At 26.6% G+C, this 12,548-nt stretch carries 13 protein-coding genes and 1 pseudogene; 5 read left to right on the top strand and 9 right to left on the bottom strand.

Annotation, left to right across the window (positions count from 1 at the left end; genetic code table 4):
• Positions 1-248: 248 nt before the first annotated feature.
• The 8 genes from I5Q57_RS03800 to I5Q57_RS03765 form a co-directional block, all read right to left on the bottom strand.
• Positions 249-641: a hypothetical protein gene (locus I5Q57_RS03800; RefSeq protein ID WP_215826880.1), complete on the bottom strand. Its 393-nt coding sequence runs from the start codon at positions 639-641 to the stop codon at positions 249-251.
• A gap of 22 nt (positions 642-663) precedes the next feature.
• Positions 664-912 (bottom strand): hypothetical protein, encoded by a 249-nt coding sequence (locus I5Q57_RS03795; protein ID WP_215826879.1) that lies wholly within the window; start codon positions 910-912, stop codon positions 664-666.
• 2 nt (positions 913-914) lie between these two features.
• Positions 915-1,199, bottom strand: coding sequence for a hypothetical protein (locus I5Q57_RS03790; protein ID WP_215826878.1), 285 nt, complete (start codon positions 1,197-1,199; stop codon positions 915-917).
• 281 nt (positions 1,200-1,480) lie between these two features.
• Positions 1,481-1,657 (bottom strand): hypothetical protein, encoded by a 177-nt coding sequence (locus I5Q57_RS03785; protein ID WP_215826877.1) that lies wholly within the window; start codon positions 1,655-1,657, stop codon positions 1,481-1,483.
• Positions 1,658-1,721: 64 nt separating this feature from the next.
• Positions 1,722-2,066, bottom strand: coding sequence for a hypothetical protein (locus I5Q57_RS03780; RefSeq protein ID WP_215826876.1), 345 nt, complete (start codon positions 2,064-2,066; stop codon positions 1,722-1,724).
• Between the two features lie 63 nt (positions 2,067-2,129).
• Positions 2,130-2,312 carry a hypothetical protein gene (locus I5Q57_RS03775; protein ID WP_215826875.1) on the bottom strand — a complete coding sequence of 61 codons (183 nt, stop codon included), beginning with the start codon at positions 2,310-2,312 and terminating at the stop codon, positions 2,130-2,132.
• 626 nt (positions 2,313-2,938) lie between these two features.
• On the bottom strand, positions 2,939-3,160 hold the full coding sequence (locus tag I5Q57_RS03770) for a hypothetical protein (protein WP_215826874.1): 222 nt from the start codon (positions 3,158-3,160) through the stop codon (positions 2,939-2,941).
• A gap of 2 nt (positions 3,161-3,162) precedes the next feature.
• Entirely contained in the window at positions 3,163-3,492 is a 330-nt protein-coding gene (locus I5Q57_RS03765; protein WP_215826873.1) for a hypothetical protein, read from the bottom strand.
• Between the two features lie 672 nt (positions 3,493-4,164).
• On the opposite strand from I5Q57_RS03765, the gene I5Q57_RS03760 reads away from it, so the two are divergent.
• The 3 genes from I5Q57_RS03760 (at position 4,165) to I5Q57_RS03750 (ending at position 7,702) form a co-directional block, all read left to right on the top strand.
• Positions 4,165-4,911, top strand: a complete 747-nt coding sequence (locus I5Q57_RS03760) for a TrmH family RNA methyltransferase (protein WP_215826872.1) — start codon at positions 4,165-4,167, stop codon at positions 4,909-4,911.
• 259 nt (positions 4,912-5,170) lie between these two features.
• Positions 5,171-6,250 (top strand): NAD(P)/FAD-dependent oxidoreductase, encoded by a 1,080-nt coding sequence (locus I5Q57_RS03755; protein ID WP_215826871.1) that lies wholly within the window; start codon positions 5,171-5,173, stop codon positions 6,248-6,250.
• Positions 6,251-6,277: 27 nt separating this feature from the next.
• Positions 6,278-7,702 carry an MFS transporter gene (locus I5Q57_RS03750; RefSeq protein WP_215826870.1) on the top strand — a complete coding sequence of 475 codons (1,425 nt, stop codon included), beginning with the start codon at positions 6,278-6,280 and terminating at the stop codon, positions 7,700-7,702.
• A 69-nt stretch (positions 7,703-7,771) separates the two neighbouring features.
• Here the strand turns inward: I5Q57_RS03750 and I5Q57_RS03745 are convergent.
• Positions 7,772-8,644 (bottom strand): annotated as a pseudogene (locus I5Q57_RS03745) (IS3 family transposase); the annotation flags it as partial.
• Between the two features lie 333 nt (positions 8,645-8,977).
• Between I5Q57_RS03745 and pheS the strand changes: the two are divergent.
• Both pheS and pheT read left to right on the top strand, forming a co-directional pair.
• On the top strand, positions 8,978-10,015 hold the full coding sequence (gene pheS, locus I5Q57_RS03740; protein WP_215826869.1) for a phenylalanine--tRNA ligase subunit alpha: 1,038 nt from the start codon (positions 8,978-8,980) through the stop codon (positions 10,013-10,015).
• 22 nt (positions 10,016-10,037) lie between these two features.
• Positions 10,038-12,449 (top strand): phenylalanine--tRNA ligase subunit beta, encoded by a 2,412-nt coding sequence (gene pheT, locus I5Q57_RS03735; protein WP_215826868.1) that lies wholly within the window; start codon positions 10,038-10,040, stop codon positions 12,447-12,449.
• The last annotated feature ends 99 nt before the right edge of the window (positions 12,450-12,548 follow it).

The following is a 12,548-nucleotide window of genomic DNA, read 5'->3' as shown; positions in this document are numbered from 1 at the left end:
ATTTTATTTTTCATTGTTCTTTTTTCTTTAATTTTTTTAATAAGTCACTTAATACCACAATTTATAATTACAGCTATTGTAATGCATATATCTAAATATCCTAGTATCATATCATAAGTGAAATTAATGCTTCAAATTTTTCATATAATAATTTCAAATCATTAATTTCCAATTTTAAAAATGGAATGAAAAAGATAATAATCATAAAAATTTAAGGCAAAATTCTCCATCAATATTTTTTTAAAGAATTAATTAGTTTGTTTGATTTCATTTTTCAAGGCTCTTTTTGCTTTAATTTTTTGAATAATAAAGCGGATTAATTTTTCAAATTTAAGTGCAAAATATATTGCTCCGCCTCATCAAAAAACAAATATTCCTGCCAGCATAATACCACTATTGAACTTGCCAAAGAAATTAACCATCTCTTCATTCATAAAATCATTAAATTCTTTACTTGTTCCAGTTATTCATTTAGTACCGATTGCTGTTAATGCACAAATTAATAAGCTTATAAAGATGAAAATGATACTTAATAATATTTTTAACCACTGCTTTTTAAAAGAATTTTTAATTCTTAATTTTAATGGCAGTTTTTCTTTTGAATTATCTTTTTTAAATAATTTTCCTAAAAGTTTTTTCATCTTAACTCTCCCTTCATATTTTTTATCGTCCTTTAATCACAATAAATAAAGCAATAAGTACACAAGTGACACCAAGAATGGTAAAGATTGGATGTTGAGAAAATTTTCGGGCCATTGGTTTAAATAGTTCTAAAATTGTTAAATTGCTAGTAATAAACTTTTGGAAATTGGCAAGCCCTTCGCCAATATAGTTTGTTAAAGTTTCAAAATGACTACCAGCTAATAATCCAAGAACAGTTATTAAGATAAAAATAATAATTAGTTTAAACATTTTTAGTTACCTTGTTTTGTTTTTATTGGTTTTATTTGTTTTTTAGCTTTTCCTCATACACTTAAACGACCCTTATTTCTAAAGGCATATTGGCGTTGTTTTTCTAAATTAACTTGTTGACTACCAAATCCAAGAATAATTGCCATAAGAAACTCTACAGCAAGCGTTAAGAATAAAGGAAATATTAATTGAATATTCGTTCCTGGTACTTCAAGACTTCAAATTAAATCAAAAACTTTATAAAGCATTTGGGCGAGAAAGTCGGCCATTTTTGCGAGATTTTCCATTTTTTATTGTTCCTTTTCTTTCATTTTTATTAAAAATTTGCTAAATTTATCCATTTTTAAGTATTCCAAGTCTTCTAAATCAATTGCGGTGTCAGTATAGTATTTGTCTTCATAGTCAGGATTTACTTTTGAATTTAAGTAATCTCTTAAAAATGCTAGGTAAAAAGAATTGTAAGTGTTAAGTAGGGGTAGAGGAATTTTTAGTTTAAAAAAATAGATATCAAGTTCAGGGATATCACGATATTTAATGCGACGACCCTTTTTGCTATTTTTAGCATCAATTAAGGTGTTTCGCGTCAGCGTTCATATTCTTCGATGCTTGTAAAGGTGCCGTAGATGACTTTTAAGTAGGGACGAAAAATATTAACGGGTTTTTTACGAATTCCCACAATCACATTATTGGCAATGTCACGAACTTTAACTCAAATATGTTTATCTCTTTGACCGCTAGCCAGCACAATATGACCGAAATGCCGTGCCAGAGCGAAATATTCTTGAATACCGGTTTCTTCGTTTTTGGTATTATTTTTTTATCAATCAGTTCCTTCTAAAAATAAGTTGGTTTCATCTCATAACAGTAAGTTTTTGTCTGGGCAATACCGGGTATTCAAAGTCTATTAATCCCATATGTCCTAAACTTAATTTTTGGGTTTCTAGTAATGGAAATGTTGAGGCGATATGATATTTCTTCTTTTTTAGTAATTTTGATGCGTATACTAGAAAGGCGGTTTTTCCAGTTCCTAATGAACCAATAACGATGTTTAATGGTGAGTTTTTTAAAAAATTAATAACTTTGTTAATTTGTGTTAAATTACTGATTTTAAAAAGGAAAATTAAAACACAACCCGCTAAAAATAAATAGCTCACAATGTTTTTTAAATAACCGTTGTTTGCAAGATTTCATCTTGCGCCTCACTTTATTTTTTTTTGTTAACAAACTGCTCCAAGTAATTTTTCAAACATTTTAAAGCAAATAAAGAATATTGCCAAAATAAATGGAAAAATGAAGATTCAGTAGTCAGCAAAGAAGTTACCGACTTGTGGCATATTAACAGCAATAATATCTCACATTTTAGTAAACGCTGTTATAATGGCATTTCATAATTTAGTCACCGCGCGTCACTAGCTGTTATTTTTTCTGTTGCTGGTGGTGCATCGGCCAAGAAAGTTCCAATCATATAATCGCCTCCTTTCTCTTTAAAACATTCATCATTTATATTCAAAGTTTTTCTTAAATTTGTTAAAACCACGGTTAAACTTAACACGATTGTATTTCTCCCTAATTAATTTTGAATTTTTTTGGGAATGCATCACAATGTAACTTCTTGACATTACTTTTGACCTCTATCTAAATACTGATATGGTTTTCCAAAATAGCATTAGAATAAATCACGCCATAATCGCTGTTAAGAATCAAAAAACAATGTTTGCTATTAAAAGTCAAAGTGGCGCTTCGATTAATTTAATTTCTTTACCACCAGTAATGTGAGCCGGAATAGTTGTAATTTGAATAAATAAATCTCAGAAAGTTTGTTTAATTTGTTCTCAATTAAATTATTTTAAGTTTATTGTCATTTTTTATCTCCCAAAAATCATTTTTATTGGTAAATACATAATTGAAATTAGTGTGAAAAGAAAAGTAATGATAATAATTAATCCGGCAATAAACGCAACTTGTGCAGGCATTTTTTCTACTGGAACAAACAGTTTTAAGAATTACATAATAATTTCTCAAAACATTATTTTTTATTCTCATTATTTTCGTTTGAATCAGGAGCTTTAACTCATTCCTCAAAGCGAGCAATAAATACTTTTTCGTCTTTCGTGAAATTACCAGTATTATTTTTAATGGCGTTTTTATATTTAATTCGCATTTTTATTTTGGCATAAATTTTATAAGCAAAATATGCCAATAGCATTATGCAAATGATAATAAATATTATTCCAATCGCAATATTCATTTTTAAACTCCTTTAAAATAGTTATAATTTGTATCTTTTTTGTTGTTTTCTTTTTCGGCAATGAAAAAACCGGTTAATATTTTTTGTCCCTTAATTAATTTGGTTTCTTTTTCTTTTTGATTAATCGAAATTACTTGATATTTACTATCTTTTATTATTCCGATGCAAATTGAATTTTCGTATTTTCCTTTATAAACAAATCGCTTTGGAAACCAAATACCGATTTTTTCATTAAATCACGGAATTTTTGGCGCTTTAATAAGCATTGCGTTTTGTGTTTCTTTTAAAAGATATTTTTTAGTATTTAATAAAATTTTTTCAATGTTTTTCATAATAAATTACCTTTCTTATAAATAAACTAAGTTATATTAACTAAGTTAGTTAACTTAGTTTTTTAAACACTTATATATCGCAGATTTAAGTGTTTAACAAGCTTTGTTAGTAAATTTTGTTTTTTTATTAGATAAAGATTTTAACAATTTTAAACTTAGCGTACCCCCATATATAGAAATTTCTACACTTTAACATCCGCACACCTACCCTTGGAACTAATTTAATAGCGTGTATATTTTTAGGAAATCCACCCATTCATTTTTTTATTGCAAAACGAAACAAATTGCTATAGCTAATAGTGTATTGTCTATTAACTGGTAAACTTCTTTTGGTTATGGCGACCACCCACATTTTATCGTGCTTTAATACATACCAACATTATTAATTCACTTGTATTTCATTTTCAAAGAACAAATTTTTAACACCTTATAAAATAAAAAGACAATGATTGCTGACTGCCTTAATACTTATTCAAATCTTTCCCCACCTAACAAAACTTTATGCGTCCTTCTTGGGGAAAATATTTGATTTTTTATTAAAATACTATATAATTAAGAAAATAAGGCCCAAGTAGTGGAATGGTAGACACAATGGTCTCAAAAACCATCGGTTAATCCATATCTGTTCGAGTCCGATCTTGGGAACCATTAATTTTAGAAAGCATTTTTGATATGAAAATAATTAGTTCAATAGATAATTCATTAATTAAGGATTTAGTTAAGTTAAAAGAGAGTAAGTATCGTAAAGAAAAGGAACAGTTTCTTATTGAAGGGTTTCACTTAATTGAAGAGGCTAAGAAACAAAATAAGTTATTAATGATTTTAACAACACAAGATATTGCTAATAAAATAGAAGATTTTAGTAATATAATTGTTGTTAATGATCAAATTATTAAAAAAATATCTACAACTGTTAACCCACAACCAATTATTGGCGTTTGTATTTTTTTAGATAGTTATGAAGTTGATAAAAATTTAGTTGTTATGTTAGATAAGATTCAAGATCCTACTAATTTAGGAAACATCATTCGTAGTTGTGTTGCCTTTAATGTCCAAACATTATATATTAGTAATGATAGTGTTGATATTTATAATGATAAAGTAATTCGAACTTCAATGGGGGCGATATTTCATTTAAATATTATTAAAACTAATTTGGAACTTATTATTGCTAGTATAAAAGATAAAGGTTTTAAAGTTTATGGTACAGTATTTAAAGAAGCTAATAATCGTTTGCGAGATGTAAAATTTAGTAGTCAAGCAGCATTATTATTTGGTAATGAGGGTAAAGGAATAAATCCTCATTTATGACCATTAATTGATGATAATTTTTATATTCCAACATCAAATGGAGTAGAATCTTTGAATGTTGCTAATGCTTTAACTATTAGTCTTTATGAAATAATGAATCAAAATTAATGTAACTTTTTTAGTTTCATTTTTTTATGTCTTAGAGAGGAATTTATTAAATAAAAATGGTTAAGAAGATAGCATATAATTGTTATTGCTATCACGATGTATAAATTAAATGCTTAATTAAAAAAATAAAAATTTTAAAATAAAAAATTAATAATGAAATAATGTTTCAAAAAAAGGTTTTTTTCACTTTATAGTGTATTAAAATAAAACTGAGCTTTAAGATATTAAATTAATTAGTAACGAAAGAAGGAATGTTAGGGTGAAAAAAATATTAATTATTGGTTCAGGAATTGTTGGTCTTGAACTTGCAAAGGAATTATTAGCACAATCTAATAATAAAATAACAATTATTGAAAAAAATCAAGATGTTTGTTCCGAAACATCAATTTTAAATTCAAATATTATTCATATGGGTTTTGACGCAATACCAGGAACTTTAAAAGCAATCTTGGGAATGCAAGGTCATAATATTTGGAAAAAAAGATATTTGGCGAATAAAAAAGCTAATAATGAGATTATAAAATATGCTCCTTCACAAGTATTGGGCTTTAATGAAGATGATGTTAAAATATTAGATCGGCTTTTAAAGCAAGGAATTGTTAATGGTATTAATAGTAATTTGTTAACATTAAATGCAAATTTATCTAGTAATAAAAATGTTAGCAAATATTTATTGGGCGTTGATTCTTATATTTTAAATGTTAAGAAATATGTAACGCTATTGCTTAAACAATGAGAAAATAATGATCGCATTAAAATTATTAAAAATTGTAGTTTTGTGGCATTAACAACTAAATTATTTTTTGATGGTCATAAAGATATTATCCCATCTGATTTTGATTTAATTATTAATTGTGCTGGTCATGGGGCTCAGTTTAATATTGAAGAAACAAAAAACTTTAGTTTGTCATTAAGAAAAGGTCAGTATTTAGTTTGTGAAAATGAAGATAATATTGATGTGGTATATTTTTTACCACCAACTATTTTAGGAAAGGGGATATTGGTTGCTCCAAGTTTTGATAATAAAATAATTATTGGCCCAACAGCAGAAAATCATAATGATTATCATAATCACAATACAATTGATTTAAAAACAGAAACTATTCAGGAATTAATTGCAACAGGGAAAAAAATAAAACCTGATTTAAATTTTAACATTACGAGTATGTTTGCTGGTTCAAGGTCAATTGAAGCAAAAAATGATTTTCATATTGAATGGGGTTCTGAAAAATGAATTAATGTTGTTGGTATATCTAGTCCTGGTTTAAGTGCAAGTCCGGCGATTGCTAAATATGTTGTTAATATGATCCAAGAAAAAGAATTAAAAAATAAAAATTAATAATGATTAAGGATGGTAATAAAAAATATGAAAATTTGATTTGCAAAAATGTTTGCGTTTTTGAAACCAGCAAAAGCAAAAGAACAATTAACTGAAGATTTTTTAATTAAAAAATATTTTAAATCTCATCAAGATCGAGTATTTTGAATAGCAATAATATCATATATATTATATTATTTTATTAGAAGACAATGAAGTGTTGCTGGAAGTGATTTAATTAATAATGGTTTAATGACGAAAGATATTTATTCATTAGTTGGTATGGCAATGGGACTTAGTTATGGGGTTTCTAAATTTGTAATGGGTTCTGTTGGTGATCGTAGTAATGCGCGTTGATTTTTAGGAATCGGTTTAATTTTGTCATCATTAATGAATTTTGTAATGGGATGAACGGTTGGTATTAATATTACTAATATTGTATTAATGATGAGTTCAATGGCTTTAATTGGTTGATTTCAAGGAATGGGATGACCAGCTAGTGCTAGAAGTATGACTAATTGGTTTATTCCGAAAGAAAAACAAATGCGGATGACTTTTTGGAATACATCGCATAATTTTGGAACAGCAATAATTGCGATAATAATTATAATATCGCATTCATTATTAGAAGAATATATTGGTATTGCAAGTTACTTTATTTTGCCTAGTGCTATTGCTTTAGTTGGGGGAATATTAATTTGTATATTTATGAAAGACCGCCCAGAAAGTTTAGGTTTGTTATCAGTTGAAGAACATTATAAAAAGTATTACCCTGAAAAATTAGATATTGAAGTTAAAAAATTTGTTAGTGCTAATGGTAGTAAAAATAAGCTTGTTGAAAAAACTTGATTTTATTATTTTAAAAAATATGTTTTTTTAAATAAAAATTTGTGAATTATTGCTTTTGCTAATTTATTTATATATGTATTAAGAAATGGTGTTTCTGATTGAACATTAACTTTCTTTAAAGAACAGCATAATTTTGATGTTAAAAATCAAGGTAAATGATTATGAAGTATTTTTGAATGAATGGCGGTTCCAGGAACAATATTAATGGGATTTACCGCTAAAACATTATTTAAAGGAAGATTAACACCGATTATGATAGCAGCAATTGCTATTACGACATTATCAATTGTTGGTTTATGACAAGCTCAATATCAAAGTATTTGACAAATTGCTCTCTTTATGGGAATTGCTGGTTTTTGTATTTATGGTCCAGTTGCGTTTATTGGGATGCAAGCGATGGATTTGTCAAATAAAAGAGTTGTAGCGACAGCTGCTGGTTTTACGGGGATATTTGGTTATTTTGGTGATGCTGTGATATCTAAAGTTGTTATTGGTTCGGGAATACAAAGTTTAAGCAGTCGTTGGGATGTAACCTTTATATTTTTAATAGTTTGTGGTGTAAGTGCTTGTATATTATTATCATTAGTATGAAATAAATCGTATCACGATAATGAAAATGAATAGAATTTATAGTTATTATAATTAGATTTGGTATGGCAACCCTTTTTTGGACACTTTTTATGTAGACTGTCATTTTCTAAATTCAACAGGCGTTAAATAATTTAAACTGCCATGTGTTCTAAGATTATTGTATCAATTAACAAAATCAAATAATTCGCATTTTAATTTTGTTAAATTTTCAAATTTTTTATCCTTGATAAATTCCGTTTTAAAATTTTTGTAAGTTGTTTCAGCCACAGCATTGTCATAAGGACAACCCTTCGCACTCAATGATCTTTTAATATTAAAGGTTATTAAAATTTCATCAATGATTTTATTTTTGAACTCATTACCACGATCAGTATGAAATAAAGTTATTTTATTTAATGGTTGTGTTATTTTATGAAAAGATTGTTTAACTAGTTCAGCGGTTTTGTTTGGTCTGGCACTATAGCCAATTATTTTTCGATTAAACAAGTCAATTAATAAACAAATATAATGTCATTTTCCTCCAACTTGCGCATATGTTAAATCACTAACAACAACTTCATTAGGTTTTTTGCTATTAAATTGACGATTTAAAACATTACTAATTTGGTCATTATTAACCATTGTTTTATGATTACGATATTTTAATTTGGTGTATTTAGAAACCAAATTATTTTTGATCATAAGGAATCTGGTTTTTCGACGTGATAAGATAATATTTTTTCTCATTAAAGCAGCTTTAATTTTACGAGCACCATAAATTTTACGACTTTTATTAAATGCACTGATAACTTCTTCTTCATAATTATTAACATCATGCTTAAAACAATTATTAGTTTGATAATAATATGTTGATTTTGCTATTTTTAATATTTGACACATTTTTAGCACGGAATATTTTTCTTTATTATTGTTAATAATTCCTATTTTTTGCCAATTATCAGTGTTGCTTGCTTTAAAATATCATTTTCCATTCATAATTGTTGGTTTTCTTTTTGCAAGTAAATTAATTCATTTTCTTCGACAGCGCGATTATCTTGCGCTTTAAATGACCCAAAATTATTAAAATTTTCAATTCACTGATATACGGCTGATTTTTATCTTCCTACTTTCTTAATAATTTTATTTTATTTGAAATTCCAAATAAATATGGTCCAACTTATTCTAACCAATCCAATTTTAATATTTACTTGTGATAAAAGAAAGATAAAAAAAGAAATTATATTTAAAATATAATTTCTTTTTTTATTAGGGTTTACATAGAATTTGTTATAATTAAACAAGTTATTATATGATAGTAGGGTGAAGTAAATGACAGAACAACAATTACAGGAATTATTAGTGCAAACAAAAAAAGAAGTTAATGAATGTCAAGATTTAGACCTTTTACAAACTTTAAAAATAAAATATTTAGGTAAAAAATCGCAATTAGATAGTTTATTAGGAACAATGCGTAATTTAAAAAATGAAGAAAGAAATTCTTTAGGAATGATTGTTAATGTTTTTAAGAAGGAAATAATTAGTTTATTCGAAACTCAAGAAAAATTTTTGAAGCAAGAAAATTTGGCATTAGAATTAAAATCAGAAACAATTGATGTTAGTTTACCAGTGAATAGTTTTTTGATTGCTAATCGTCATCCTTTAAATTTAATTATTTGTGAGATTAGTGAAATTTTTGAACAGTTAGGGTATGAAATTGTGCAAGGACAGGAAGTAGATACTGATGAATATAACTTTGAAAGGTTAAATTTAGCTAAAAATCATCCAGCTCGCGAGATGCAAGATTCATTTTATTTAGATAGTAATTATTTGTTAAGAACACATTGTACTAATGTTATGGCTCGTTATTTAGAAAAATATAAAGATGCTTCTTTACCGTCAGCTATTGTTTCTATTGGTAATGTTTATCGTCGTGATGATGATGATGCTACTCATAGTCATCAGTTTATGCAAATTGATGGTTTTTTAGTTGCACCAAATATTTCCTTTGCTAACTTGAAATGAACTTTAAATTATTTAATTAAACGGTTATTTAACGAAGAAAGTAAAATGCGCTTGCGCCCCAGTTATTTTCCTTTTACGGAACCATCAGTTGAGGTGGATGTAAGTTGTACTAAGTGTGCTGGTATTGGATGTAGTATTTGTAAACATACAGGGTGATTAGAAATTTTAGGTGCCGGAATGATTAGTCCGAATGTTTTTATTAAAAATAATCTTGTTGCTTCTTTACAAGGTTTTGCTTTTGGTATTGGTATTGAGCGGATTGCAATGTTAAAATATGGTATTGAAGATATTCGTCATTTTTATAATAATGACTATCGTTTTTTAAAGCAATTTAGAAATTTTTAGAATAATAGGAGAGCATATATATATGATTTTTACTCGTAAATTTTTAAATGAATATGTTGATTTAAAAAATATTAGTAATGAAGACATTGAACAAGCATTAAATGATAGTGGTTTTGAAGTTGAAAGAGTTTTTAGTTTTGATACTTTAAATACTAATATTGTTATTGGCAAAGTATTATCAAAAGTTAAACTTGCTAATTTTGATAAGTTATCGTATTGTATGGTTGATATTAATGAAGAGTTACCGATTCCTGTTGTTTGTGGCGCTAATAATGTTGAAGAAAATCGTTTTGTTATTTTTGCTAAAATTGGTGCTCATTTAGCCAATTGCATGATTATTGAAGAAAGAATGATTGCTAGTAAGTCTTCCTTAGGAATGATTTGTTCATTACAAGAATTAGGAATCCCCAAGGAAGTTTTAGCTAATCAAGATGCTATTGGGGTTTATTTATTTCCCGAGGATGTTAATTATCCATTAGGTAATACTAATCCTTTAAGTTATATTTTTGAAAATGATACTGCTTTTGTTATTAATTTGACCTATAATCGTAGTGATTGTTTAAGTGCTTATGAATTAGCGCGTGAGCTAGCGGCATTCTTTAAATTGCCCTTAAAATCGTTAATAACTGATGATTTTTCTCATTTAGGAAATTTAGTTAATGATAAGTTATCATTGGATATTAAAATTAATAATAATCTTGTTAAAGCGATGAAAAATGTTACCGTGTTAATTGATAGTAGTGCCATTACGCCAAAGTGATTATTTTCAAGACTTTGTTATGCGAATATTCGTCCAAATAATTTAATTCAAGATTTACTAAATTATGTTTCTTGAGAAACCGGACAACCATTAGTAGGGTATGATTATTCAGAAATTAATGGTGAAATATCAATTCAAAAAGCGAAGGCAGAAACGAAAGTTAATGACCAAGAGATATCTTTACAAGATTTTGTCATTGCTAGTGATGATATTATTGAAGTGTTAGGTGTTATGACTAACAAGAAATATGAAATTATTAATGTAACTAAACAATTTGTGGTTTTAGCATTACATTTAAATGAGAAGCAGATGTATGAGCAACAGAAAAGATATTTATCATTACTTAATGCTAATAATTTATTACGATGGTCAAAACCATCAAATGGGCATAATTTAGAAATTGCTATCCAAAGGTTTTTAGAGTTATTAACATCAATTGTAACTATTAAACAAGTATCACCAATAATTAATAATAAATTGTTAGCGATAGAAAATGTAGTGATAAAAACATCATTAAAAATCCAGAAAAGTATTTTAGGCATTAGTGATTTAACAAAAAAAGATATTATTGAATTTTTAAAACCGTTAGGGTTTTTAATTTCGGAATTTGGTGTTAATGATGATTTAGTAATTACCGTCCCTAAGTATCGCCTTGATATTGTCAATGACGCTGATATTAGTGAGGAAATTGCTCGCAGACATGGTTATAACAATATTCCTAATATAATGCCATTATTTATGCCATTAACTAAAGAAAAAAATTGAAGTAAATATATTTTAGAAACAATTATTAGTTATTTATTAAATCAAAATATTTTTGAAACAAAAACTTATAATTTAGAGTCAAGTATTAATTTAAATCGTTTTAATTTTTTTAATGTTACAAAACCTGTTAAGGTATTACAACCAATGTCGTTAAATCATCATTATTTAAGAACTAATTTAGTAAATTCGTTATTAACGATAGCACAATATAATAATTTCCGAAAAATTAATGATATTAAAATTTATAGTTATGAAGATATTTATGATGATTTAAAATTTCATCATCAACAATTATCAATTTTATTGCAAGGTAAATGAGTGGATATTCCTTATTTACCACAAGCAATTACTGTTGATTTCATTAATACTAAGGGATTATTGCAAGGAATATTGCGGAAATTAAACTTTAATGATCAAGATATTCAGTATGTTCCTTCAACATACGATGATTTGCATCCGCATTTACAAGCTAATGTTGTAATAAAAAATCAGCAAATTGCGACAATTGGTAAAGTACATCCAAAAATTCAACAAGAATTAGATTTTAAAGATGATAATTTTATTATTTCATTAAATATGACATTAATTAATGAACTTTTTAAATACGATATTAAATATCAGACAATTATTAGAAATATGTTTTCTTGATTTGATTTTTCGCTTTTAGTTAATAAAGATACAAACTATGATAGCATTATTAAGCCATTATTAAATATTAGTAATAAGTTAGTTGATTTGCAACTTATTAATGAGTATGAAAATGTTGATAAACTTGGTCAAGATAAAAAATCTTGAACTTTACGATTATTTTTTAATGATGCAAGAAAACAACTTACTGATGAAGATTTAAAAGAGCAATATGATTTATTTTTAAAAGCAATGAAAGATTTAAAAGTTATGGTGCGTTAATCGTTATTATCAAACATTATCTGAAAATGATAAAAAAACTTTTAAAGAGAAATTAACAAATACTGGATTAGCAGCTTTAAGTGGAGGAGCATTAACAGC

The sequence above is a fragment of the Spiroplasma endosymbiont of 'Nebria riversi' genome, from assembly GCF_018831625.1.
Lineage (GTDB): Bacteria > Bacillota_I > Bacilli_A > Mycoplasmatales > Nriv7 > Nriv7.
The sequence above is the reverse complement of the archived record's forward strand: the minus strand, read 5'-3'. Positions and strand labels throughout refer to the sequence as shown.